Source organism: Agrobacterium albertimagni AOL15 (genome assembly GCF_000300855.1).
GTDB lineage: Bacteria > Pseudomonadota > Alphaproteobacteria > Rhizobiales > Rhizobiaceae > Allorhizobium > Allorhizobium albertimagni.
On record NZ_ALJF01000004.1, the window covers coordinates 279,003 to 303,882 of the forward strand.

Annotated in this window: 25 protein-coding genes and 1 other RNA gene; 18 read left to right on the plus strand and 8 right to left on the minus strand. The window is 62.4% G+C overall.

Annotated features, from left to right (window positions below; translation table 11 throughout):
- Positions 1 to 10 precede the first annotated feature (10 nt).
- Positions 11 to 763, plus strand: a complete 753-nt coding sequence (locus tag QWE_RS06170; protein WP_006725235.1) for a molybdopterin-synthase adenylyltransferase MoeB — start codon at positions 11 to 13, stop codon at positions 761 to 763.
- Complete coding sequence (locus QWE_RS06175) at positions 760 to 1,242, plus strand: GNAT family N-acetyltransferase (RefSeq protein ID WP_006725236.1); 483 nt, start codon at positions 760 to 762, stop codon at positions 1,240 to 1,242. The genes QWE_RS06170 and QWE_RS06175 overlap by 4 nt, the downstream gene beginning before the upstream one ends.
- A 6-nt stretch (positions 1,243 to 1,248) precedes the next feature.
- On the opposite strand, the gene QWE_RS06180 is transcribed toward QWE_RS06175, so the two are convergent.
- Complete coding sequence (locus tag QWE_RS06180) at positions 1,249 to 2,253, minus strand: 2-hydroxyacid dehydrogenase (protein WP_006725237.1); 1,005 nt, start codon at positions 2,251 to 2,253, stop codon at positions 1,249 to 1,251.
- Positions 2,254 to 2,452: 199 nt separating this feature from the next.
- Between QWE_RS06180 and QWE_RS06185 the strand changes: the two genes are divergently transcribed.
- Entirely contained in the window at positions 2,453 to 2,995 is a 543-nt protein-coding gene (locus QWE_RS06185) for an SH3 domain-containing protein (protein ID WP_006725238.1), read from the plus strand.
- On the opposite strand, the gene QWE_RS06190 is transcribed toward QWE_RS06185, so the two are convergent.
- Positions 2,988 to 3,980: an adenosine kinase gene (locus tag QWE_RS06190; RefSeq protein ID WP_006725239.1), complete on the minus strand. Its 993-nt coding sequence runs from the start codon at positions 3,978 to 3,980 to the stop codon at positions 2,988 to 2,990. The genes QWE_RS06185 and QWE_RS06190 overlap by 8 nt on opposite strands.
- A 322-nt stretch (positions 3,981 to 4,302) precedes the next feature.
- Here QWE_RS06190 and QWE_RS06195 point away from each other — a divergent pair, with 322 nt between their 5' ends.
- Positions 4,303 to 5,247: an AEC family transporter gene (locus tag QWE_RS06195; RefSeq protein ID WP_006725240.1), complete on the plus strand. Its 945-nt coding sequence runs from the start codon at positions 4,303 to 4,305 to the stop codon at positions 5,245 to 5,247.
- 78 nt (positions 5,248 to 5,325) lie between these two features.
- On the opposite strand, the gene QWE_RS06200 is transcribed toward QWE_RS06195, so the two are convergent.
- A complete protein-coding gene (locus QWE_RS06200) occupies positions 5,326 to 6,069 on the minus strand; it encodes a c-type cytochrome (protein WP_006725241.1) in 744 nt (247 codons plus the stop codon).
- Between the two features lie 155 nt (positions 6,070 to 6,224).
- On the opposite strand from QWE_RS06200, the gene QWE_RS06205 reads away from it, so the two are divergent.
- The gene (locus QWE_RS06205) at positions 6,225 to 6,992 is read left to right on the plus strand and encodes a 3-deoxy-manno-octulosonate cytidylyltransferase (protein ID WP_040299662.1); all 768 of its coding nucleotides are present in this window, start codon (positions 6,225 to 6,227) and stop codon (positions 6,990 to 6,992) included.
- 4 nt (positions 6,993 to 6,996) lie between these two features.
- A complete protein-coding gene (locus tag QWE_RS06210; RefSeq protein ID WP_006725243.1) occupies positions 6,997 to 7,848 on the plus strand; it encodes a prephenate dehydratase in 852 nt (283 codons plus the stop codon).
- Between the two features lie 47 nt (positions 7,849 to 7,895).
- Here QWE_RS06210 and nudC read toward each other — a convergent pair whose 3' ends face one another.
- Positions 7,896 to 8,855: an NAD(+) diphosphatase gene (gene nudC, locus QWE_RS06215; RefSeq protein WP_006725244.1), complete on the minus strand. Its 960-nt coding sequence runs from the start codon at positions 8,853 to 8,855 to the stop codon at positions 7,896 to 7,898.
- On the minus strand, positions 8,852 to 9,259 hold the full coding sequence (locus QWE_RS06220; protein WP_006725245.1) for an HIT family protein: 408 nt from the start codon (positions 9,257 to 9,259) through the stop codon (positions 8,852 to 8,854). Before QWE_RS06220 ends, nudC begins: the two co-directional genes overlap by 4 nt.
- Before the next feature lie 92 nt (positions 9,260 to 9,351).
- On the opposite strand from QWE_RS06220, the gene ffs reads away from it, so the two are divergent.
- From ffs to QWE_RS06230, 3 genes are all read left to right on the plus strand, one after another.
- Positions 9,352 to 9,448: signal recognition particle sRNA small type (ffs, locus tag QWE_RS24630), an RNA gene on the plus strand.
- An 80-nt stretch (positions 9,449 to 9,528) separates the two neighbouring features.
- Complete coding sequence (locus QWE_RS06225) at positions 9,529 to 11,409, plus strand: DNA polymerase III subunit gamma/tau (RefSeq protein ID WP_006725246.1); 1,881 nt, start codon at positions 9,529 to 9,531, stop codon at positions 11,407 to 11,409.
- Between the two features lie 49 nt (positions 11,410 to 11,458).
- Positions 11,459 to 11,782, plus strand: coding sequence for a YbaB/EbfC family nucleoid-associated protein (locus tag QWE_RS06230; protein WP_006725247.1), 324 nt, complete (start codon positions 11,459 to 11,461; stop codon positions 11,780 to 11,782).
- Positions 11,783 to 11,822: 40 nt separating this feature from the next.
- On the opposite strand, the gene QWE_RS06235 is transcribed toward QWE_RS06230, so the two are convergent.
- On the minus strand, positions 11,823 to 12,713 hold the full coding sequence (locus QWE_RS06235; RefSeq protein ID WP_006725248.1) for an alpha/beta hydrolase family protein: 891 nt from the start codon (positions 12,711 to 12,713) through the stop codon (positions 11,823 to 11,825).
- Positions 12,714 to 12,793: 80 nt separating this feature from the next.
- Positions 12,794 to 13,414 (minus strand): MOSC domain-containing protein, encoded by a 621-nt coding sequence (locus QWE_RS06240; protein ID WP_006725249.1) that lies wholly within the window; start codon positions 13,412 to 13,414, stop codon positions 12,794 to 12,796.
- A 56-nt stretch (positions 13,415 to 13,470) separates the two neighbouring features.
- Here QWE_RS06240 and recR point away from each other — a divergent pair, with 56 nt between their 5' ends.
- Positions 13,471 to 14,076, plus strand: coding sequence for a recombination mediator RecR (gene recR, locus QWE_RS06245; RefSeq protein ID WP_006725250.1), 606 nt, complete (start codon positions 13,471 to 13,473; stop codon positions 14,074 to 14,076).
- Positions 14,077 to 14,091: 15 nt separating this feature from the next.
- Entirely contained in the window at positions 14,092 to 15,354 is a 1,263-nt protein-coding gene (locus tag QWE_RS06250; protein WP_006725251.1) for a lytic murein transglycosylase, read from the plus strand.
- Between the two features lie 9 nt (positions 15,355 to 15,363).
- Here the strand turns inward: QWE_RS06250 and QWE_RS06255 are convergent, their stop codons facing one another.
- Positions 15,364 to 16,998 carry an MFS transporter gene (locus QWE_RS06255; protein ID WP_006725252.1) on the minus strand — a complete coding sequence of 545 codons (1,635 nt, stop codon included), beginning with the start codon at positions 16,996 to 16,998 and terminating at the stop codon, positions 15,364 to 15,366.
- 242 nt (positions 16,999 to 17,240) lie between these two features.
- On the opposite strand from QWE_RS06255, the gene rimP reads away from it, so the two are divergent.
- The 7 genes from rimP (at position 17,241) to truB (ending at position 24,786) form a co-directional block, all read left to right on the plus strand.
- The gene (gene rimP, locus QWE_RS06260) at positions 17,241 to 17,837 is read left to right on the plus strand and encodes a ribosome maturation factor RimP (RefSeq protein WP_040299664.1); all 597 of its coding nucleotides are present in this window, start codon (positions 17,241 to 17,243) and stop codon (positions 17,835 to 17,837) included.
- Between the two features lie 56 nt (positions 17,838 to 17,893).
- Positions 17,894 to 19,516: a transcription termination factor NusA gene (gene nusA, locus QWE_RS06265; RefSeq protein WP_040299586.1), complete on the plus strand. Its 1,623-nt coding sequence runs from the start codon at positions 17,894 to 17,896 to the stop codon at positions 19,514 to 19,516.
- Positions 19,516 to 20,196, plus strand: a complete 681-nt coding sequence (locus tag QWE_RS06270) for an RNA-binding protein (protein WP_006725255.1) — start codon at positions 19,516 to 19,518, stop codon at positions 20,194 to 20,196. The genes nusA and QWE_RS06270 overlap by 1 nt, the downstream gene beginning before the upstream one ends.
- Before the next feature lie 101 nt (positions 20,197 to 20,297).
- Entirely contained in the window at positions 20,298 to 23,009 is a 2,712-nt protein-coding gene (gene infB, locus QWE_RS06275) for a translation initiation factor IF-2 (protein WP_006725256.1), read from the plus strand.
- 41 nt (positions 23,010 to 23,050) lie between these two features.
- Positions 23,051 to 23,443: a hypothetical protein gene (locus QWE_RS06280; protein ID WP_157790680.1), complete on the plus strand. Its 393-nt coding sequence runs from the start codon at positions 23,051 to 23,053 to the stop codon at positions 23,441 to 23,443.
- A complete protein-coding gene (gene rbfA, locus QWE_RS06285) occupies positions 23,440 to 23,844 on the plus strand; it encodes a 30S ribosome-binding factor RbfA (protein WP_006725258.1) in 405 nt (134 codons plus the stop codon). Before QWE_RS06280 ends, rbfA begins: the two co-directional genes overlap by 4 nt.
- Before the next feature lie 12 nt (positions 23,845 to 23,856).
- Positions 23,857 to 24,786: a tRNA pseudouridine(55) synthase TruB gene (gene truB, locus QWE_RS06290; protein ID WP_006725259.1), complete on the plus strand. Its 930-nt coding sequence runs from the start codon at positions 23,857 to 23,859 to the stop codon at positions 24,784 to 24,786.
- The last annotated feature ends 94 nt before the right edge of the window (positions 24,787 to 24,880 follow it).

The following is a 24,880-nucleotide window of genomic DNA, read 5'->3' on the forward strand; positions in this document are numbered from 1 at the left end:
GGTAGCGCGCATGGATCCGCTATCGCCTGAAGAGCTCTCCCGCTATCACCGCCATATACTGCTACCCGAGGTCGGCGGCCATGGACAGCAGCTGCTGAAAGCCGCACGCGTGCTGGTGATCGGCGCTGGCGGTCTTGGCTCGCCAGTGCTGCAATATCTGGCAGCGGCGGGCGTCGGCACGCTCGGTATCGTCGATAACGACGGGGTGTCGCTCTCCAATCTCCAGCGGCAGGTTATCCATGACACGGGTACGCTGGGTGAAAAGAAGACCGAAAGCGCGGCCCAGGCTATTGCGCGGCTCAACCCCCATTGCCGTGTCGTGAGATACGAGCAGCGGTTCGATGCTGACTTCGCGCGCGATTACCTGCCGCGCTTCACGCTGCTGATCGACGGATCCGACAATTTCTCGACGCGCTATGCGGCAGGGGATGCCGCCGAACTTGCGAAGGTGCCGCTGGTGACAGGGGCAGTCGGTCGCTTCGACGGAACTGTGACAGTGTTGAAACCTTATGAGAGCGGGCCGGATGGGATGGCGTATCCGCGCTATACCGATCTCTTTCCCGAGCCACCGCCAGAGGGCCTGATACCGGCCTGCGCAGAAGCTGGCGTCATCGGCGCGTTGACGGGGGTGATCGGCACCTTGATGGCGATGGAGGCAATCAAAGTGATCACCGGGATCGGCGAGCCATTGGTCGGACGGCTGTTGATGTATGATGGGCTTGCGGCCCGTTTCGATACCATCCGCTACAAACGCCGGGCATGAACATGAGCATCGTCATCCGTCAGATCGATCAGAGCTATTCGCATTACGAGGAACTGCTGGCGCTAATCATGGCGTCCTTCGCCTATATGGACGGCGTGATCGACCCGCCCTCCTCCGCGCATCGCCTGACCATCGGCTCCATGAAAGACAAGGCTCGTGACGAGATCGGCTTGATCGCCGAACTGAACGGAAACCTCGTGGGCTGCGCCTTTCTGCGTCCTGAACCGGAATTTCTCTATCTCGGCAAGCTCGCGGTTGCCGCAGAGGCGCAAGGCAAGGGGATCGGTGGCCGACTGCTGGCCGAGGGCGAGGCGATCGCCCAACGCTTAGGCAAACGGGCGCTGCGGCTAGAGACCCGGATCGAACTGACCGGGAACCATGAGCGGTTCGGCGCCTGGGGATTCGTCAGAACCGCCGAGAAGAGCCATGCCGGCTATGACCGCCCGACCTATATCGAGATGCAGAAGCGACTGACCTGACGCGGCTCAGTTGCGGCTCGGCAGCACCCTGTTCGGCGGGCGGTGGCCGTCGAAATAGGTTCTGATGTTGATGATGACCTTATCGCCCATGTCGATGCGGCCTTCGATCGTCGCCGAACCGGTATGCGGCAGGAGCACGACCTTGCCCTCGTTGGCGAGCTTGACCAGCTTCGGGTTGACCGCGGGCTCGTTCTCGAACACGTCGAGACCAGCACCGGCGATCTTGCCGGCGCGCAGGGCTTGAACCAGTGCATCCTCATCGATGATGTCGCCGCGCGCCGTGTTCACGACGTAGCTCGTCGGCTGCAACAGCGCCAGACGACGGGCCGAGAGCAGATGGAAGGTCGCTGGCGTCGAGGGGCAGTTGACCGATACGATATCGACGCGGGCGAGCATCTGGTCGAGGCTGTCCCAATAGGTCGCCTCCAACTCGTCCTCAGTTGCCGGACTGACCCGCTTGCGGTTGTGATAATGGATCGACAGGCCGAAGGCCTTGGCACGGCGGGCAACGGCCGTGCCGATGCGGCCCATGCCGATGATGCCGATGCGCTTGCCCCAGATTCGGCGTCCGAGCATCCAGGTGGGCGACCAGCCCTCCCATTCGCCCGGCTTGTCCATCAGCACGCGCGCACCCTGCACGAGCCGGCGCGGCACGGCGAGGATCAGCGCCATGGTCATGTCGGCCGTGTCTTCGGTGAGAACATTCGGCGTGTTGGTGACCGTGATGCCCTTTTTCGCCGCGGCATCGATGTCGATATGATCCGTGCCGTTCGAGAAGCTTGCGATGAGCTTCAGCTGCGGGCCGGCCTCTGCAATCAGGGCTGCATCGATTCGGTCGGTCACCGTCGGGACCAGTACATCTGCCGATTTGATGGCGGCGATCAATTCTTCGCGTGTGCGCGGTTTGTCATCGACGTTCAACTCGGCATCGAAGAGCTCGCGCATGCGCGTTTCCACGGCATCGGGCAATTTCCGCGTGATATAGACCTGGGGTCTTTTCCTGTTCGTCATGGGCCGGATCGATGCCTTCTTCAGAACTCATTAACCAAGTCGCGGGATACTTCGCTTCTCAGGAAGGCAATTTCTACCAAACCCGTCGGCGAAGACAAACAAAACTCGTCGGATGGCGGCGGATTTGTCCCTGATACGCGCGACGCGTCTCGGGGTGGTCAGAAAGCCCTTCATTTCCACAGCTTAGCCCGGAATGACCATGTTTCATAATCTGTGCCGCGTCAGCATTGCATTCAGCGTTCTTGCGCTGTCTCTCGTGGCAGGCCCGATCGCCGGTCATGCCCAATCCACGACCAAGGGATCAAGCGGGCTGCCGTTGCCGCGCTTCGTCAGTCTGAAGGCTGAAAGAGTGAACCTGCGAATCGGTCCGAGCACCGACTACGCCGTCTCCTGGCGCTACATGAAATCGGGCCTGCCGGTCGAAATCATCCGCGAATACGAGAACTGGCGGCAGATCCGCGACGCCGACGGCACCGAGGGCTGGGTGAACCAGACCCTGCTTACCGGCGAGCGCACGGCGGTTGCCGCCCCGTGGATGCGCGGCAATGGCGACAGTGTCTATGTCATGATGCGCCGCGATTCGAACTCGTCGGCTCAGGTCATTGCCAAGCTCGAGCCGGGTGTCGTGCTCCGGCTCAGGGAGTGCAACGGCAACTGGTGCCAGGCCGAGACCAGCGGCGTCAGCGGCTGGATCTCCCAGAACGAGATCTGGGGCGCTTATCCGGGCGAGGCCTTTAAATAAGGCCGATCGCCGAGGCGCCCTTCTCAAGCGACATCATCGGTCGCGGTCCGATCTGCTGGATGACAACGCCCGCCGCATAGCAGCCAAGATGGCCGCAATCCTCGAAGCTTCGACCATTCGTGTAGCCATAGAGGAAGCCAGACGCGAAGAGGTCGCCGGCTCCGGTCGTATCGACCACCGTCTCCACCTTCGTCGCGGGCACGCGGATGCGCTGCTCCCCCTTGACGATGACCGCACCCTGATCGCCCATGGTGACGGCGGCCAGCTTGCAATCCTTCGAGATCAGATCAAGCGCGCGGGCGAAATCGTCCGTTTCGTAGAGAGACAGGGCTTCCTGCTCGTTGGCGAAGACGATATCGACGGTGCCCGAGCGCATCAGGTCGAGGAACTCGGCGCGGTAGCGGCCGACGCAGAAGCTGTCGGAAAGCGTCATCGACATCTCCCGGCCTGCCTCATGGGCAATTCGGGCGCAGTCGAGGATCGCCTGCTTGGCGCGCGGCGGATCCCAGAGATAGCCCTCGAAATAGGTGACCTTGGATTTGGCGACGACCTCGGGCTCGACATCTTCGGGGCCGAATTCGACGCAGGCGCCGAGATAGGTGTTCATCGAGCGCTCGCCGTCTTCAGTGACGAAGATCATGCTGCGGGCCGTCGGCGGCTGACTGCCGAGCGGACGCGTCTCGAAATGGACGCCCTGGGCGCGGATGTCATGGGTGAAGATCTCGCCGAGCTGATCTTCTGCCACCTTGCCGAAATAAGCGGCCTTGCCGCCGAAACTGGCGATGCCGGCCGCCGTGTTGCCGGCGCTGCCGCCGGAGGCTTCCACAGCGGGCCCCATCATGCCGTAGAGCCGTTCGGCACGCTCGGCGTCGATCAGGTTCATTGCGCTCTTGGTAATGGCATTGTCGATCAGAAACTGGTCGTCGCAGCGAGAAATAATGTCGACGATGGCGTTGCCGATCGTCAGGACATCGAACTGGCTCATGAGGTCCGGGGCTCCGTTTTCTTGGCCTGACGGTCATAGCTGTTTTTCCGCCGATGGGAAGGGAAAAGCAGACCGGCGTCATCTCGTCGTTACATCGGGCCAATATCAAAACAGCGTGGATGACCATCTCCCCTGGTCCCTCCACCGGACCATGACGGTTCCGCACGGGAAAGCCGACCACGGATGTACTGGCGGCAGATCCCACCCCGGTGTGGCCGGGCGTCGAAGCAGGCTTTTCGCCTGCTTTTGTCGTTTCTGATGGATTGGCCGGGCGCGGCAAGAGGCCTAAGAAGGGCTTTCTTGCCATGACGAGTCGATTTTCATGACCACCGTTGCCCAGGACGTCCTTCCCATATTCATACTCATTCTCTTCGGCTGGGCGCTCGTCCGGTTGAAGATCCTGACCGCCGAAATCGGTGACGGGTTGGGCGACTTCGTGTTCAAGGTCGCTGTGCCGCTCCTCCTGCTTCGAACGATCGCCAATGCCGACTTCCACGGCGCCTCGCCGTTCCGGCTGTGGATCGCCTATTTCTCCGGAGTCCTGCTCACCTGGATCGTCGGCCATCTTCTGGCAACACGCGTCTTCGGACGCGACCAGAAGGTCGGCGTGCTCGCAGGCGTTTCCGCATCCTTTGCGAACAATGTCTTCATCGGCCTGCCGCTCGTCGAGCGCACTGTCGGCCCGGAAGGGATCGTCGCCATGTCGATCCTGCTCGCCGTACACTTGCCGCTGATGATGATCGCCGGCGTTCTGGCGATGGAGCGGGCGGAGCAGAGAAGCGGTGGGCGCAAGGCCGCAGGCGTGCTCGCGGTTTCCAAACAGGTGGGCGGCAATCTGGTGCGCAATCCGCTGATCATCGGCCTTGCCGCCGGGGTCCTGCTGCAGCTTCTCGGGACGCCCGTTCCGGCATTGATCGACGGCATCGTCGCTCAGGTGGCCGGCATGGCAGCCCCGGCAGCGCTGATTTCGCTCGGCATGACGCTGAACAAATACGGGATGGCAGGCAATGTCAGGATCGCGACGGGTATCTCGCTCCTGAAGCTCGGCCTGATGCCGGCAGTTGTCTGGCTTGCGTCCACGCTGCTCGGTCTCTCCCCGCAATGGACGGCGGCACTCGTTCTGACGTCGTCCGTTCCGACCGGCATCAACGCCTGGCTGATCGCAAACCGCTTCGGTGTCGGCCAGGGACTGGCGGCCTCGGTCATTACTCTCTCGACTGCCGCCGGCGTGGCTACCGTCTCGCTTTGGGCGCTGCTCCTGCTCTGACGCTCAAAAAACAAAACGCCCGGCCAACAAGGGCCGGGCGCATGTCTTCAAACTGTCAAAGCCTAGAGGCGATGACGATCAGGGCGTTGCAGGCTGGGCCGGTGCAGGCTCAGCCGGGGCAGCATCTGCAGGAGCCTCAGGGGCGGCATCTGCAGGAGCAGCATCAGCCGGAGCTTCGGCAGGTGCAGCGTCGGCCGGGGCATCCGCAGGTGCAGCGGCTTCTTCGGCCGGAGCAGCATCGGCAGGCGCGGCAGCATCTTCCGCCGGAGCAGCAGCTTCAGGCGACGGCAGCGGAACCGGGCTGTCGGCCATGGTGTGCAGATAGAGGATCACGTTGGCGCGCTCGGCATCCTGCTTCAGGCCGGCAAAACCCATAGACGTGCCAGGGATATGCTGCTTGGGAGCAGTGAGGAACTCGTTCAGGTGGTCCCAGGTCCAGAGCTCGCTGCCACCCTGCGAGAATTCCCGGATAGCAGCAGAATAGCTGAAGCCTTCATGCGAGGCGATCGGACGGTCGACAAGGCCATAGAGGTTAGGGCCAACCTTGTTGGCGCCGCCCTTGTCGACGGTGTGACAGCTCGCGCACTTCCTGAAAGACGATTCACCCGCGGCTGCATCGGCGCTGGCAAGCAGGACTGCGATGGGAGTGGCGGCGACTTCCGGTGCTGCGTCAGCCGGAGCGGCTTCTTCGGCCACAATGGCGAAGCCTTCCTGCTCAGGCGCTTCAGAATGGAATATCCCTTCCGACGCGATTGACACAGACATCAGGACGAAGACGGTGCCGAGAAAGGCACCCACGCCCATGTTGGTATAAGAGTTCATCTGCAAAGCTCCCCGTGCAGCCGGCCGATGAGCAACCGGACGATCTTGAAATCGCGCGGAACCTATGTCTTTTGCATAACACTTGCAACACGATTATGGTCCCGCGGCTGGGACTATTTGACACTTCTGTATGGGGATTTGAAGGGGTTATGGACATGAATGAAGGCGGAGCCGCCAAAACCCTGGTCCTGATACCGGCACGCATGGCGTCGACCCGTCTTCCGGACAAGCCGCTGGCCGATATCGCAGGTCTGCCGATGATCGTGCAGGTCGCGAAGCGGGCTCAGGAGGCGGAAGTCGGGCGAATCATCGTCGCCGTCGACGACCAGAGGGTCTTCGACGCCGTCAAGGCAGCAGGGTTCGAAGTGGTCATGACGCGCGGCGATCACCAGTCCGGTTCGGATCGCATCTACGAGGCGCTGACGAAGGTTGACCCCGATGGCGTGGCCGAGATCGTGATCAACGTTCAAGGCGATCTGCCGACGATCGATGCGCAGACCATCCGCGCGGCGCTCGAGCCGCTCAAGGATCCTGCAGTCGACATCGCAACGCTGACCGTCGAGATCGAAGACGAACAAGAGAAGACCAACCCGAACGTGGTGAAGGTGATCGGCTCGCCGCTTTCCGAGGATAGGATGCGGGCACTCTATTTCACGCGTGCGACCGCACCCTATGGTGCCGGCCCGCTCTACCACCATATCGGACTCTACGCTTATCGGCGCGCCGCGCTCGAACGCTTCGTCACGCTTCGCCCGTCCACGCTCGAAAAGCGGGAATCGCTCGAACAACTCCGCGCGCTGGAAGCGAGCATGCGGATCGATGCCCAGGTGGTGAAGACCGTCCCGCTCGGCGTCGATACGCCCGCAGATCTCGAAAAAGCACGCCGCATTCTTTCCGCCGCATCCTCCAACGCAGGACACTGATCCCTTGGCACCGACGAACAAGATTTCCTTCCAGGGCGACTACGGCGCCAATTCCGACATGGCCTGCCGTGACATGTTCCCCGACATGGAACCGCTGCCCTGCCCGACCTTCGAAGATGCCTTCGTGGCGCTGGAGACGGGAGAAGTCGATCTGGCCATGATCCCGATCGAGAACACGCTCGCCGGTCGCGTCGCCGATATTCACTACCTGCTGCCGCTCTCGCGTCTGCACATCGTCGGCGAGTATTTCATGCCGATCCGATTCCAGCTGATGGTGCTGCCCGGCGTGAAACTCGATGAAATCCGCACCGTGCACAGCCATATCCATGCGCTCGGCCAGTGCCGCAAGATCATTCGCAGCCATGGCTGGAAGGCGGTCGTCGCCGGCGATACGGCGGGAGCTGCCAAACTGGTTTCGGAGAAGGGCGACCGCACGATGGCAGCCCTTGCGCCGCGGCTGGCGGCCTCGCTCTACGGGCTCGACATCCTCGCTGAGAATGTCGAGGATTCGGAGAACAACGTCACCCGCTTCGTGGTGCTCGCGCGCGACGAGGATGACCAGAAGCGGTCGAGCGACGACGAGCTGTTCATCACGACCTTCGTGTTCAACGTGCGCAACATTCCAGCGGCACTCTACAAGGCGATGGGCGGCTTTGCGACGAACGGCGTCAACATGACCAAGCTCGAAAGCTACCAGATCGGCGGCAAGTTCACGGCGACCCAGTTCTATGCCGATATCGAGGGGCATCCGGACGATGCGCCGGTCAAGCGGGCATTGGAAGAACTGCGCTTCTTCTCCGAGAAGGTTCGCATCCTCGGCGTCTACAAGGCGCATGAAATGCGCGGCAAGCTCTGATCAGAAGCCGGATAGAGCATTTCCGGACGCAAAACCGCTGGAATTGCTCAGTGCCGCCACTCGTACCAGTCCTCGATAAGCCGACGGGCGATCGTGCCCGTTATCGGAAGGGTCCTGCCATCGGCCGAGCCTTCCGACAGCATCCGGCCAATCTCGTCGCGGGTGAACCAGCGGCAGTCTTCGAGTTCGGCGGTATCGAAGGTGATGTCGAAATTCGTCGCCTCTCCATAGCAGCCGATCATCAGCTGATGCGGCATCGGCCAGGGCTGCGAGGCGTGGTAACGGACGCGCCCGACTGCGATACCGGATTCCTCGCGCGTTTCACGACGGACAGCGTTCTCGATGGTCTCACCCGGCTCGACGAAGCCGGCAAGCGAGGAATACATGCCCGCCGGGAAACGCGGGCTGCGGCCCATCAGGCAGCGATCCTGCTTTTCATCGACCACCAGCATGATGGCGACCGGATCGGTGCGCGGGAAGATCTCGTGGCTGCATGCAGTGCATTTGCGCTTGTAGCCGCCGATGAGGGTTTCCATGGCTCCGCCGCAGCGGCCGCAGAAGCGGTTGTCGGCATTCCAGCGCAACAGGCTGAGGGCCTGTGCGACTTCGCCCAAAAGTTCGTCGCCGATCAGGGCATCGCGGAAAAGCGCACGGGGATCGGCGGGCTTGTATTGGGCGGCCAGTGCTTCGGGCTCCACGTTGACGGGCACAGCGAGGCGTGGCTCACCGGAGACCTGGTGGCCGAGGAGGATCGCGTCGTCGAAGTTCGGCTGGAGATCCGCAAGCTCGTAAGGGGCAAACAGCGGGTCGAGAACCTGGCCATCATGCTTCAAGACGAGCTGAGTGCCGGAAAAGGCAAGGATATGGGTGCCCTCGACCTTGAGCGCCTTTTCGAGCGAGGTCTCGTCGCGATGTTCGCTGTCACGGTCGAGCTTGTTGCCGGAAAAGGCCGTGAGCTCGCTGGGTTCAAGATGGGGGGCACGATTGAGGAAGATGGAATTCTTCATTGGACTGCTTCAAGGATCCTGTGCTTCATGTCTTCAAAGGCCTGCTCGTCGTAAGGCACCGACTGGCCGAAGCCCCAGATCGGGCCTGGCCAGTTCGGATCATTCTCGAAGCGGGCAACGACATGGACGTGAAGCTGGCGCACGACATTGCCGATGGCGGCGATGTTGATCTTGTCGGCACCGGTCACCTTCTTCAAGGTCGCTCCAACCGTGACCTGTTCGAAAGTCAGCATAGCCTGATCGAGCGGGGTGAGATCGAAAATCTCACTCATGGCTGGGCGTTGCGGGACGAGAATCAGCCAGGGCCAGCGGCTGTCCCTTGCAAGCCGCAGGTCGCAGAGGCCGAGCTTCAGGATCGACTCGCTGTCCCTTGCGAGGCGGTCATCGAGGATGAATGGCTGCACGGTGTCTCTCCCCGCTTTGTTTTCACTGACGCTAGCAGTTTTTTTGGCGCTTGGCTTGCATTTGGCAGCGTTATTGCCGATATGTCTCCTTGGGAGGTTGGTGGTGGACGAGCCACTCGCCAACCGGGTCAGGTCCGGAAGGAAGCAGCCCTAACGAGCGCGGCACGGGTCATCGTGCCAGCCTCCCACCTCATCTTCATTTCCGGCCTTTGTTTCCAACACGGGCCGTGGCATGCCCGGAGCCGGGCGACGGGGAAGCTGGCAACGCGATGAGCGATTTCGAGCCGACTGCAGAGGCCAAGCCCGCCCCCGGCGGCTACCGCGTTCTCGCCCGCAAATATCGCCCCAAGGATTTCACGGACCTCATGGTCGGCCAGGAGCCGATGGTGCGGACGCTGACCAATGCGTTCGAGACCGGCCGCATTGCCCAGGCCTATATGCTGACCGGCGTGCGCGGCGTGGGCAAGACGACAACGGCGCGCATTCTGGCGCGCGCGCTCAACTACAAGACGCCCGAGATCGACAAGCCGACGATCGACCTTCGCATCCCCGGTGAACATTGCCAGGCGATCATGGAAGGCCGGCATGTCGACGTGATCGAGATGGACGCCGCCTCGCATACCGGCATCGATGACATCAGAGAGATCATCGAGCAGGTGCGCTATCGCCCGGTTTCGGCGCGTTACAAGGTCTACATCATCGACGAAGTGCACATGCTGTCGACGGCCGCCTTCAACGGGCTGCTGAAGACCCTGGAAGAGCCGCCGGAGCATGTGAAGTTCATCTTTGCGACGACAGAAATCCGCAAGGTTCCGATCACCGTTCTCTCCCGCTGCCAGCGCTTTGACCTGCGCCGCATCAGTGCGGGCGATCTTGTCGGCTTGTTTTCGACCATTGCGTCGAAGGAAGGCATCGAGGCGGACGAAGACGCGCTGGCGATGATTGCGCGCGCCGCCGAAGGCTCCGCACGTGACGGGCTCTCGCTGCTTGACCAGGCGATCGCGCATGGCAGTGGGGTCGTGCATGCCGATGCCGTGCGCTCCATGCTGGGTCTCGCAGACCGCGCCCGTATCGTCGACCTGTTCGACCACATCGTACGTGGCGACGTCTCGGCAGCACTTTCCGAATTCGGCAGCCAATACGAGGCGGGTGCCAATCCGACTGTGGTGCTGACCGATCTTGCCGACTTCACCCATCTGGTGACCCGGCTCAAATACATTCCCTCTGCTTCGCAGGATCCTTCGCTTTCCGAAGTCGAGCGCGTACGGGGCGCCGAACTCGCCGACAGCGTGGCGGTGACGACGCTGTCGCGCATGTGGCAGATGCTGCTCAAGGGCATACCGGAAGCGGAGGCCTCATCGAGGCCCGCAGGGGCCGCCGAGATGGTGCTGATCCGGCTTGCGCATGCCGCGCATCTGCCCTCGCCCGAAGATGCAGCGCGCCGTCTGCTTGAATTGTCGAATGGTGAAGGTGGGGGAGATCGCGCGCCTTCTCAGCCAAGGCCGAATGGCGGTGGTGGTGGCGCCTCGATGGCCATGCGCGTACAGGCCGTGGGTCAACCTTCGCAAGACAGTGGCGCGCGACCGGCGATGAGCCAGCCGGTTGCCCATCTGCAGAGCGTGCCGGCAGGCGACGCGTTGCCGCAAGCGATCGAACGCCGCGAAACCAAGGTCGAGGAAGCACCGATTCTCGGTGTGCGCGTCGAGACGCTGGCCGATATCGCTGATCTCTGCACGAAGAACCGGGCGCCCGTGTTGCGGGCTCAGCTTCGCCAGTTCGTGCATCTCGTGAAGATCGAGCCGGGCCGGCTGGAGATTCGTCTGGAATCGCAATGCCCGCCGGCGATCGTCAACGAGTTGAAGATGAAGCTCAGCGAGTGGACGGGCATCAACTGGTGGGTGACACTTTCCAACGAGGCGGGCGCGCCGACGCTGGTCGAAGTCGAGAAGACAACGCGCGAGGCGCGGCTGGTCGATGCGCGGCAGGATCCTGACGTTGCCGCGATCCTCGCACGCTTTCCCGGCGCCAAGGTGACCGACGTCCGGATCAAAGCGGCCGCCATCGAGGACGACGACATTGTCGCGGCGCCGCCAGCGGCAGCCGAATCCGCCGAAGGCGACATCCTGCCGGGCGACGACATCGAATTCTAGGGCCGAAGGCTCTTCTCGCAGAACACGACAACAATCCAAGGAGACGGTAATGCGCGACATCATGGGCATGATGGGCAAGGTCAAGGAAATGCAGTCCAAGATGGAGAAGATGCAGGAAGAGATTGCTGCACTCGAAATCGAAGGCAAGTCCGGCGGCGGCATGGTGACCGTGGTCCTGAGCGGCAAGGGCGAGATGCGCAGCCTCAAGATCGATCCGTCGCTCTTCAAGGAAGACGATGTCGAGATCCTCGAAGACCTGATCGTTGCCGCCCACAAGGATGCTAAGGACAAGGGCGAAGCCCAGGCCCAAGAAAAGATGGCGGCGCTGACCGCTGGCATCCCGCTGCCGCCGGGGATGAAGTTCCCGTTCTGATCAAGCAGCTCGTTCTGCTCGAAAAGGGCGATCGGGTCCGTCAGGGATAGACCCGATCATTCCAAGGGTTTTCCCCCTCGCGCAGAAACGCGAGGGTCTGGTGCCAGAAGCCATCCCGATGGCGGGCGTGGAAAAGATCGAAGTGACCGACACCGTCAAAACCGAGGTCCTGTGGTGCGAGCAGCACCTTCGTCACCGGCGCGCGGCGATAATAACGCATCGCGCGATCTATCGCCTTCGGCGTTGCGATCTCGTCATCCGACATGGCGACACTGAGGATCGGGCCGGTTGCCGTGGCGAACCGGTCGCGCATGACTTCGGCCGCCTCGCGGGTGAGCCCCTGCTCCGCCCTGCCCTGCTGCAGCCCCCAGCCATAGGCGACTCCTTTTGGCAAATCCTCCAGCCAACCAAGACGCTTGCCCGGAAAATGGCCGAGCGCTAAGGTAATGGCCGGCATCGCGACATGCCATTTCAAAAAGAGCGGCAGACGGCGGGCCGGCAGATAGTCGCCCCAATAGCCGTATTGCCCGCCGACAGAGAGCATGGCCGAGACACGTCCGACCGCTGGGGAATAGCCAGGCAGGAAACCACCGATGCTGTGGCCGACGACAAGCACGCGTCCCGTCTGGTCCTTCTGCAAGCAATGGCGCAGGGCCGCGTCAAAATCCTGCTCGCCCCATTGGCGCCAAGTGAAGGTCGATCTTTCAAGGCTTTCGGGACGAGACAGCCCGATGCCGCGGTAATCATAAGTGAGGACGGAAAAGCCGTTTGCCGCGAGGTAGGCGGCGTATCGGTGGTAATAGCGGGCCAGGACGCCGGTTGCCGGATTGACGATGACGGTTCCCAAAGGCTCTCGGTCGGCTGACCGCCACCAATGACCGGTCAGCCGCACGCCATCGGCTGCGGTCAGCTCTGTTCTCCTCGGGTCCATCACTCCTCCAAGCGGGCGGCATGATGACGAGAAGCATGGGATGGGTAAAGCCGGGCGGCTTTACGACCTTTGGCGGAGGCTCACATCTTGCCGGCGCGGATCGCGTCCTTGACCTTGTAGTGGACAGGAGCCGCCATGTAGCGGGCACGATCGGTTTCGCTCAGCCTGCGGCCGAAACTCGCCATCATCTCGCGCATGGTGACACGGTCGCCGCTCCAGGGCGTGAATTCGACGGACTGGCCGGCTTCGACCATGCCACCCTGCAGCACCCGCGCATAGGCACCGGGACGGCCAGCGCGCGTGTAGCGCTTGACGAAGGTCGGCTCGCCCATCTTGGCGGCAAAGGTGGCGCAGGGAATGCGGGCGGAGGTCACTTCCAGCAGTACTTCGCCGATCGCCAACCTGTCGCCGGCGGCCAGCATGACGCTTTCCAGCCCCTCGATCACCAGATTTTCGCCGAATGTGCCATAGGGGAGATCGCAGCCGAGTTCGGCCTGCCACCAGTCGAGATCAATGGAGCCCTCGATATAGACGGCCCGATCAACGCCGCCGTGGTGTTTGCGATTGAGGATCGCGTCGCCGACAAGACCTTCCGCATCGACCATGATCGGGCCCTGGATGGCGAGCTTGTTGATGCCGGTCTTGTATTTCTTCCCCGGCAGGGTCTCGGGTCGACCGAGGCAGACGGCGAGGATTTTCATGGCGGGCATCCCTTCGGCGATTCCGTTCGCCGTCTATATGGGCTAGAAACGCCGCCATGGCAAAACGAGTCACCGGCCCTGAAATCGAGAAACTCATACAGCTCCTGGCGAAAGTGCCGGGGCTTGGGCCCCGCTCGGCACGGCGTGCCGCGCTGCATCTAATCAAGAAGAAGGACCAGCTTCTGGGCCCCCTGGGTCACGCCATGGGCGAGGCCTATGACAAGGTGAAGATCTGCTCCTGCTGCGGCAATGTCGATACAATCGATCCCTGCACCGTCTGCACGGACGTGGCTCGCGACCAGTCCGTCATAATCGTTGTCGAGGATGTCTCCGATCTCTGGGCACTGGAACGGGCAAGCGCGATGAATGCCGCCTATCACGTCCTCGGCGGCACGCTGTCGCCGCTCGACGGCATCGGGCCCGATGATCTCAACATCAAGGGGCTGATCGACCGGGTGGCCAAGGGCGGGATCCGCGAGATCATTATCGCTGTAAATGCCACCGTCGAGGGACAGACCACAGCACACTATATAACCGACCACCTGGTGGGGCTCGACGTGAAGATCACGCGGCTTGCCCATGGCGTGCCCGTCGGCGGCGAACTGGACTATCTGGACGAGGGAACATTGTCTGCGGCGATCAGGGCCCGGACCACGATCTGACGCGAGGAAGAACCGATGGCACGCATCCGCAAGCCACTCAAGTGGCTGATGACCACCGTTTCACTGGTGCTGGCCGGGAGTTTGGCAGTGCCGGCTGCCGCGGCTTCCCGCAGCGCCGTCGAGGCGCAGTTCCGGCAATGGATCACGGGGGACCTGTGGCGCGCCGCTCGGGAAGGCGGGATCAGCAAAGAGGTTTTCGACCGGACGCTTCAGAACGTACAGTTGAACTGGGATCTGCCGGATCTCGTGCCTCCCGGCACCGCGCCGCCGAAGGAGCGGACGCAGAGCCAGGCGGAATTCAGCTCGCCCGCGTCCTATTTCAACGAGAAGCGCCTGCAGGGACTGGCCGCGACCGGTCGGACGCTTGCGAGCCAGCATGCGGCGACGCTCCGCAAGGTCGAGGCGACCTATGGCGTCCCCGGCTCGATCATCGTCGCGATCTGGGGGCGCGAGTCGGGTTATGGCCGGGCGAAGCTGCCGCATCCGGCGATCGACGTACTGGCGACCAAGGCCTTCATGTCAACCCGCAAACCGATGTTCCAGCAGGAGCTGATTTCGGCACTGCATATCGTCGAAAGCGGGGATGTCAGTGCCAACAGGCTTATGGGCTCCTGGGCAGGCGCGCTTGGACAGCCGCAGTTCATGCCGGGAAGCTACCTGAAATATGCCGTCGATTTCGACGGCGACGGCAAGCGCGACATCTGGAATTCCGTGCCGGATACGCTGGCATCCATAGCCAACTATCTGGTCAAGAGCGGCTGGCAGCGGGGTCGCGACTGGGGTTACGAGATCACCATCCCTGACGGCGTTTCCTGTGCGCAGGAAGGGCCCGATAGAGCGAAGGCGGTTTCGGCCTGGACGAGCGGCGGGCTGACCCGGGTTTCTGGCCGGGCCTTCCCTTCGTCGGAAGCGTCTCAGCCGGCGATGATGCTGGTGCCGGCCGGGACCTATGGTCCGGAATTCCTGGTGACGCCGAATTTCTATGTGCTCAAGGAATACAACAATTCCGATCTCTACGCGCTGTTCATCGGCAATTTGGCCGACCGCATCGAAAGCGGTGGCGGGGCCTTCAGGGCGCCCTGGGGCGATGTCGGCAAGATGCTGCGCTCGGATGTGCTCGCCATGCAGCAGGCACTGGTCGCTCAAGGTTATGATGTCGGAAAGGTCGATGGTCTGCCCGGCTTCAAGACGCGGCGGTCGCTCGGCGAATGGCAGGCGAAGAACGGAATGAAACCCACCTGCTATCCGAGCGCCGATCTGAAAGCGAAGCTGCGCTGAACTCCGCCGTCAGTGATGGTCCAGATGCGACTGGTGGAAGACGTCGTCTGCTGGCGGGATGGCCTGACGTTCGATCATTCGATGCACCTTGGGCGGTCTGTCGCCGCGATGCAGTTCGAGCAGACGATCGGTGATTTCGGCATCGGCCTTGGTGCGGCGCTGGTTGTGCCGAACGTAGTCGACCCAGGTCGGCACGTGATAGGTTTCCGTCCAGATGTCAGGGTTTTCCAGATCGCGCATTAGCGTCCAGTTTCGCGCGCCGTCGCGCAGGCGAATGCGGCGGCGCTCGACCATGATTCGCAGGAATTCCGGAACATCTTCGTCGCTGATCTCGAAATCGACATGAATGACGATCGGGCCACTGCGGGGACGGATGTCGAGTTTCAGGGCCGGCTCGTTGAAGCGGTTCAGCGGATCGAGGTCGAGGGTGGCGAAAGCCGGCATCGGCAGAAAGAGGCCGATGAAGACGCCTGCTATCATCAACAGGCTTGAAGCCACCAGCGCGTGTCCGGAACCGTAGCTTTCGGCGACGCTGCCCCAGAGCCAGCTCCCGGTCGCCATGCCGCCGAAGGTGGCGGTCTGATAGAGCGAGAGCGCGCGGCCAACGACCCAGCGGGGAGCCGAGAGCTGGACGACGGTGTTGAAAAGCGAGAGGGCCAGCACCCAGCAGGCGCCGGCCACCATCAGCGCAAGCGCCGTGATCCAGACCGAGGCGCTGATCCCCGTGACACCAGCGGCGACCGCAAAGCCCGCGAATGCGGCGCGGACGATATCCTCGCTCGACAGGATTTCGCGGGCGCGCTGGTTGGCGAGCGCACCGAAAATGGCACCGAGACCGAAGGCGCCTAGCAGGCCGCCGAAGGTGAGCGGGCCACCGGCCAACTGGTCGCGGGCGACGATTGGCAGGAGCGAGAGAATTGCCGTTGCCGTGAGGCCGAAGACGAAACCACGGAAGAGCACCTTGCCGAGATTGGGTGACATTGCGACATAGCGCAGGCCGGCGCCAATCGCCGAGCCGAGCTGCTCGCGCGGCAGCGCGCTTTTTGGAATGTTCGGCTGCCAGCGGAAGAGGGCATAGGTAATGGCGAAGTAGGAGAGCGTGTTGACCGCGAAGGCGGCAGCAGCCCCTGCAGCGGCGACGATGGCACCGCCGATCGCCGGGCCGACGCTGCGGGTAATGTTGAAGCCCATGCTGTTGAGCGAGACAGCGGCCGGCAGATCGGCGCGTGGAACGATGTCGCCGACCGAGGCCTGCCAGGACGGATTGTTGAGGGCGGTGCCGCAACCAATCAGGAAGGTGAAGGCCAGCAGTGCCCAGGGGGTAATGAGATCGAGCAAGGCAAACAGCGTCAAAAGGGCCGAGACCACGATCATGAAGAGCTGAGCGGCGATCATCACCTTGCGACGGTCGAAGCTGTCGGCAATGGCTCCGGCGATCAGGGAAAGCAGCATGATCGGGCCGGTGTTCGAGGCCTGAACCAGCGCCACCATGTTCTCGGAGGTCGAGATAGATGCCATCATCCAGGCGGCACCGACACCCTGGATCAGACCTCCGAGATTGGACGAGATGCTGGCGAGCCAGATCCGGCGATAGGCTTCATTGCGCAGCGGCAGGAGCGGGGAACGGCTTTCGTGTGTGGACATGTCTTGAACTTTTCTGGCCACAACCATGTTCAGAAATGGCTGCGCTGGGTCAAACCTTGCCTTGCGCAACGCACGGATGGCAAGTTTGTTTTCACCCTTCGGCTAAAAGCTTGCAAAAGCCGGGCCGGTCGGCTATATGAGCTTCAAATTCTTGATCGACAGATGAAGGGTGGGCCCGAAAGGACCCGCTCTTTTTTATTGGCGATCACAGCCAATCGGGAGTAAAACGATTGTCCGAAGACATGCCGAAGCCGGAACTCGGCGAAGCACGGATCATCATTGAGACGGGCCTTGACCGTCGTATCGCAGAAATTATCGAGCCCGTGCTCGTCGCGATGGATTTCAAGCTGGTTCGCGTCCGTATGATGAACCAGAACGGAATGACGCTGCAGATCATGGCAGAACGCACCGATGGCACTATGACCGTCGAAGATTGCGAAGCCGTATCGATGGCCGTGTCTCCTGTACTCGACGTCGAGGATCCGGTCGACAAGGCCTATCATCTGGAAGTGTCGTCGCCGGGCATCGACCGCCCGATGGTTCGCAAGTCGGATTTCAGCCGCTGGCAGGGCCATATCGTGAAGTGCGAGACATCGATCCTGGTCGACAATCGCAAGCGCTTCCGCGGCAAGATCACGGATGTTGACCAGGACGGCTTTACCCTGGAACGCGACCAGGTGGCCTATGGCGAAGAGCCGAAGGTGGTGATCCCCTTCAACACGCTTGCCGAGGCAAAGCTCATTCTGACGGACGATCTGATCCGTGACGCGCTTCGGGCCGACAAGCTCGCCAAGGCGCAGGCCGCGAACCAGAACGACGAAGACGACAGCGAAGAATAACGTTTGACCTATAGCCCGAGGCCGATGCCTGGGCGTGAAGACGGAGACCTAAGACAATGGCAGTCAGTGCTAACAGGCTTGAGCTCTTGCAGATCGCAGATGCCGTCGCCCGTGAAAAGGTGATCGACCGCGAAATCGTGCTCGCCGCCATGGCCGACGCGATCCAGAAGGCTGCCCGGTCGCGCTACGGTAGCGAAACCAACATTCGCGCCGACATCAACTCGAAGACCGGTGAAATCCGTCTGCAGCGTCTTCTGGAAGTGGTCGAGAAGGTCGAAGACTACTCGACCCAGATCGCGCTGGAACTGGCTCGCGACCGCAATGTCGACGCCAAGCTCGGTGACTACATCGCCGATCCGCTGCCGCCGATGGACTTCGGCCGCATCGCCGCCCAGTCGGCCAAGCAGGTCATCGTGCAGAAGGTGCGCGAAGCCGAGCGTGACCGCCAGTTCGACGAGTTCAAGGACCGCGTCGGCGAGATCGTCAACGGCACCGTCAAGCGCGTCGAATACGGCAATGTCATCGTCGACCTCGGTCGTGGCGAAGGCATCATCCGTCGCGACGAGATGATCCCGCGCGAAGCCTTCCGCTATGGCGACCGCGTCCGCGCCTATGTCTACGACGTGCGTCGCGAACAGCGCGGCCCGCAGATTTTCCTGTCGCGCACCCATCCGCAGTTCATGGTGAAGCTGTTCACCATGGAAGTGCCCGAAATCTACGACGGCATCATCCAGATCAAGTCGGTCGCCCGTGACCCGGGTTCGCGCGCCAAGATCGCCGTCATCTCGAATGATAGCTCGATCGATCCGGTCGGCGCTTGCGTCGGTATGCGCGGCTCTCGCGTTCAGGCCGTCGTCGGCGAACTGCAGGGTGAAAAGATCGACATCATCCCGTGGAGCCAGGATCCGGCCTCCTTCATCGTCAACGCCCTGCAGCCGGCTGAAGTCGCCAAGGTCGTTCTCGACGAAGATGCAGAGCGCATCGAAGTCGTGGTTCCGGACGAGCAACTGTCGCTCGCCATCGGCCGTCGCGGTCAGAACGTGCGCCTGGCCTCGCAGCTGACTGGCTGGGACATCGACATCATGACGGAAGCGGAAGAGTCCGAGCGCCGCCAGAAGGAATTCAACGAGCGCACGAACCTCTTCATGGACGCGCTCGACGTCGACGAAATGGTCGGCCAGGTTCTTGCATCTGAAGGCTTCGCGCAGGTCGAGGAAGTGGCCTATGTCGATCTCGACGAAATCGCCTCGATCGACGGCTTCGACGAAGACACGGCTCAGGAAATCCAGACCCGCGCCCGCGAATACCTCGAGAAGATCGAGGCGGAAATGGACGCCAAGCGCCGCGAACTCGGCGTGGCCGACGAACTGCGCCAGATCGACGGCATGACCTCGCAGATGATGGTTGCGCTTGGCGAAGACGGCATCAAGACGGTCGAGGACTTCGCCGGCTGCGCTGCCGACGATCTGGTCGGCTGGAGCGAACGCAAGGACGGCGAGACCAAGAAGTTCGAGGGCCTGTTCTCGAAGTTCGAGATCTCGCGCGCTGAGGCTGAAGCCATGATCGTGCAGGCGCGTCTCGCGGCCGGCTGGATCACCGAGGAAGACCTCGCGGTCGAAGCCGAAGTCGAAGCTGAAGAAGGCGCACTCGAAGGCGAAGAAGCCGAGCAGGCAACGTGATGGGCGCGCAGACGCCCGACGCGACAGAGGCCGAAGACGACTTCGACCTCTCCGACGTGAACGGACGCATGTGCATCGTCACCCGCGAAAGCGGATCGCCCGAGACGCTTCTGCGTTTTGTGGCGGCACCCGACGGGACTGTCGTCCCGGATTTGAAGCGGGCGCTTCCGGGCCGGGGCTGCTGGGTCAGCCCTAGCCGCGAGGCCGTCGACAAGGCCGTGGCGAAGAAGCTCTTCGCCCGGGCGTTGAAACGAGATGTGAAGGCGGATCCGGATCTCGGATCCGTGGTCGAGCGCCTTCTGGTCGCGCAGCTGATCGGCATGATGAACATGGCACGCAAAGCCGGCCAGTTCATCACCGGGGCGGCGAAGGTCGAGGCGGCGGTGCGCAGCGGAGAAGCCATCGCGGTCTTCCATTCGCAGGATGCCGCGCCAGATGGTGTGAGAAAGATCGACCAGGCCCGAAAGGCCTGGCACCTCGGAACGGGGGCAGAGGCGGAAGTTCCCGCCTTTCACCTGCTCACCGGGGCGGAATTGGACGAGCAGATGGGCCAGAATGCGTTTATCCATGCTTGCGTGCTTGCAGGGCAGGCAGGTGAAGGTGTAGTGAAGCGCGCAACTCTGCTCGAAACCTACCGCGGCACGCCGCGGGTATCGGGCGCTGGCCCGAAATCACAATGACGCGGTCACCGGCACAGGTCGGCCTCCGTGGTTTAGGACAGTATGTGAACGGCGAGGCCTGATGCTCGGCATCCGGCCCCGCTCGAAGGAACGGGAACGGAATGACCGACAACAAAGACGACAAGACTATCGGCGTGAAGAAGACTCTCACCCTGAAACCCTCGGGGATGAGCCAGGGTACCGTGCGCCAGGACATGGGGCGCGGCCGTACGAAGTCGGTCGTCGTCGAGACGGTAAAGCGCCGCACGACCCGCCCGCTCGACGAAAAGCCACCGATTACGCCGATCACCCCTGTTCGTGCGGAACCAGCCGCGGCAGCTCCGACGCCGGCACCGACACAGGCGCCTTCGCCAGTTGCAGCGCCCGTTGCAGCGGCACGCCCGGCACAGGCACCGGCACAGCAGCATCGCCCGCAGCAGCCGCAGCGCCCCCAGCAGCCGCAACGCCAGCAGCCCTCGCAGCCGCAGCGCCAGCCGGAACGTCCGCGCGGTGCCGTTCTGCACGACCTGTCGGCCGGCGAGATGGAAGCGCGTCGCCGCGCTCTTGCCGAAGCCCAGATTCGTGAAGTCGAGGAAGCCAAGCAACGCGTGATCGACGAGGCTCGCCGCAAGGCCGAAGCCGAGGAAGCCGCACGCCTGGCCGCCGTAGAGGCCGCACGTCGCGCCGCCGAGCCGCAGCCAGAGACACAGCCGGAAGCTGAAGTTGCCGCTGAGCCCGCTGTGGCACCGGTGGCTGATGCGCCCGTCGTCGTGAACCGTACGGCCATTCCGGCACCCGGCGCACCCGGGTTCGTCCGTGGACGCAAGACCAATGACGAAGACGAGGGCCGCGCCTCTCCGCGGACGATCCCCGGTCGCGGCAAGGTCGCCATGCCCGTGGCCCCCAAGGTCCCTGCCCGCCCGAAGGTCGAAGAGGACCGTCGTCGTGGCAAGCTGACCGTCACCACAGCCAATGTCGAGGATGACGGCACCGCCCGTGGCCGCTCGCTGTCTGCCATGCGCCGCCGTCAGGAGAAGTTCCGCCGTAGCCAGATGCAGGAGACCCGTGAAAAGGTCATGCGCGAGGTCATTCTGCCGGAAACCATCACCATTCAGGAACTGTCGCAGCGCATGTCCGAGCGCGCCGTCGACGTCATCAAGTACCTGATGAAGGAAGGCCAGATGATGAAGCCGGGCGACATCATCGATGCCGACCTTGCAGAACTCATCGCGACCGAATTCGGTCACACCGTGAAGCGCGTATCGGAGTCCGACGTCGAAGAAGGTATCTTCAACGTCAAGGACGACGAGGGCGAGCTGGTATCGCGTCCGCCCGTGGTCACGATCATGGGTCACGTCGACCACGGCAAGACCTCGCTGCTCGACGCCATCCGCAAGACCTCGGTCGTATCGGGCGAAGCCGGTGGCATCACCCAGCATATCGGCGCCTATCAGGTCGAACAGAACGGTCAGAAGATCACCTTCATCGACACCCCTGGCCACGCCGCCTTTACCGCGATGCGTGCCCGTGGCGCCCAGGCGACCGACATTGCCATTCTGGTGGTTGCGGCCGACGACAGCGTGATGCCGCAGACGATCGAATCCATCAACCACGCCAAGGCGGCCAATGTGCCGATCATCGTGGCGATCAACAAGATCGACAAGCACGAGGCAAACCCGGACAAGGTTCGCCAGCAGCTTCTGCAGCACGAAGTCTTCGTGGAATCCATGGGTGGTGAAGTGCTCGACGTCGAGGTTTCGGCGAAGAACAAGCTCAACCTCGACAAGCTGCTCGAAGCCGTGCTGCTGCAGGCCGAAATCCTCGACCTGAAGGCCGACCCGAAGCGTACTGCCGAAGGTACCGTCATCGAAGCCCAGCTCGACCGCGGTCGTGGTGCCGTCGCGACGGTTCTCGTCCAGAAGGGCACACTGAAGCCTGGCCAGATCATCGTTGCCGGCGACCAGTGGGGCCGCGTTCGTGCGCTGGTCAACGACCAGGGCGAGCACGTCAAGGAAGCTGGTCCCGCCATGCCGGTCGAGATCCTCGGCCTTTCGGGCACGCCTGCTGCCGGCGACCGTTTTGCGGTTGTTGAAAACGAAAGCCGCGCTCGCGAGATCTCCGAGTATCGTCAGCGTCTGGCCCGCGACAAGGCCGTTGCCCGCCAGTCGGGTCAGCGCGGTTCGCTGGAACAGATGATGAGCCAGCTGCAGAACACCGGCTTCAAGGAATTCCCGCTGGTCATCAAGGCCGACGTGCAGGGTTCCGTCGAAGCGATCGTTGCTGCTCTCGACAAGCTCGGTACCGACGAAGTGCGGGCCCGCATCGTCCATTCGGGCGCCGGTGCGATCACGGAATCGGATATCTCGCTCGCCGAGGCATCCAATGCGGCGATCATCGGCTTCAACGTCCGTGCCAATGCCCAGGCCCGTACCGCTTCCGAACGTGCCGGCATCGAGATCCGCTACTACAACATCATCTACGATCTGGTGGATGACGTGAAGGCAGCGATGTCGGGTCTGCTCTCTCCGGAGCGTCGCGAAACCTTCCTCGGCAATGCCGAGATCCTCGAGGTGTTCAACATCACGAAGGTCGGCAAGGTCGCAGGTTGCCGCGTGGTCGAAGGCAAGGTCGAACGTGGAGCCGGCGTCCGCCTCGTGCGCGACAACGTCGTCATCCACGAAGGCAAGCTCAAGACGCTTAAGCGCTTCAAGGACGAAGTCGGCGAAGTGCCGATGGGCCAGGAATGCGGTATGGCCTTCGAGAACTACGAAGACATCCGCGCTGGCGACACGATCGAGTGCTTCCGCGTGGAACACATCACGCGTACGCTCTAATGGTCTTGACTGCCTGTGGCGGTCATACGAACAAACAGACGGTGGCCATAGCCATCGTCTGTTTTCTTTATGCGACGCATGCGTTCGCGGAAATCTGCGACAAGGCCGGATGGGATCCATCAGACGGCGCTGTCACAGTGGCAAACGAAATCATCGACAGTACGCGCTGGTCACTGATCATCGCCCTTGTCCTGTCGGTCGGCATTCTGAAGGGTTGGCGATGGTTGGTTTGGCCAACAACGCTGCTCTCGCTGGGACTGGTGATGCTGGGTTTTTCGGACGACACCGATGATCCGATCATGCTTTCCATGATTGCCGAAGGTTGCCGAACAGCGTGGTCAGGGACCATCATGTCCATCGTCTTTGCGATGCCGTTGGCAATGGGCGCCCTTGTCGCAGTGCTTAAATTTAAAATGAAGTCAGGAAGACCATGACAAAACCAACCTCTTCGGCACCTTCGCAGCGCATGCTGCGCGTCGGCGAGCAGGTGCGTGCCGCCATCACCCAGGTCCTGCAGCGCGGCGACGTCCGCGACGAGGTGATCGAGAAGACCGTGATCTCCATCTCCGAAGTCCGCATGTCGCCGGATCTCAAGATGGCAACGGCTTACGTCACTCCGCTCGGCGTCAAGGACCATGACACGGTCATCGCTGCCCTCAACAAGCACGCCAAATATATTCGCGGCCGGCTCGGCAACCAGCTCCGGCAGCTGAAATACATGCCGGAAGTCCGTTTCCGCGACGACACCAGCTTCGACAACTACCAGAAGATCGATGCCCTGCTGCGTTCGCCGGAGGTCCAGCGCGACCTCGGCTCCGACGAAGATCAAGACTGAGAAAAGACCTAGATGTCCAAACCCAGAAAGCCCAAGGGCCGCCCGATTTCGGGCTGGCTCATTCTCGACAAGCCGGTGGATTTCGGCTCGACCGAGGCCGTCGGTAAGATCAAGTGGCTGTTCAATGCCCAGAAGGCCGGTCATGCCGGCACGCTCGACCCACTCGCATCCGGCATGCTGCCGATCGCGCTCGGCGATGCAACGAAGACCGTCCCTTACGTCATGGACGGGCGCAAGATCTACGAATTCACGGTGACCTGGGGCGAGGAGCGCTCGACGGACGATCTCGAGGGCGAGGTGACGCAGAGCTCCGACAAACGCCCTGCCAAGAGTGACATCGAGGCGTTGCTGCCCAACTACACCGGCACCATCAGCCAGATCCCGCCGCAGTTCTCCGCGATCAAGATTGCCGGCGAGCGCGCCTATGATCTCGCCCGCGATGGCGAGACGGTCGAGATCCCCTCTCGCGAAGTCGAAGTTCACCGCCTGACGCTCCTGAACTGCGAAGGCGACAAGGCACATTTCGAGGTTGAATGCGGCAAAGGCACTTACGTGCGCTCGCTGGCCCGCGACTTCGGTCGCGACCTCGGCTGCTACGGGCACATCTCCTCGCTGCGCCGTACGTTCGTGGCCCCGTTTGCCGAGGAGATGATGGTGCCGCTCGCGGAGCTCGTCGCGCTCGAAGCCATAGAAGACCGCGACGAACGGCTTGCCGCTCTCGACGCCTTTCTCGGGGACACGGCCGAAGCGCTGTCCGCCTTGCCGCAACTCAGGATCACCGATGACCAGGCGCACCGGTTGCGCATGGGCAACCCGATCATTCTGCGCGGCCGCGATGCACCGGTGGCAGAGCCTGAGGCGGTTGCGCTGGCCGGCGGCAAGTTGATCGCGATCGGCGAGATCGCCGGCGGCGAGTTTCACCCGCGGCGGGTCTTCGCCTGAAGTCATCCCGCCGCCTGCTCTTTCCTTTCTTGAGGGAATGGAGTATAGGCGGCGGCAGCTGGCACCTTCGGGTGCCTGCATTCACGGCCAATGC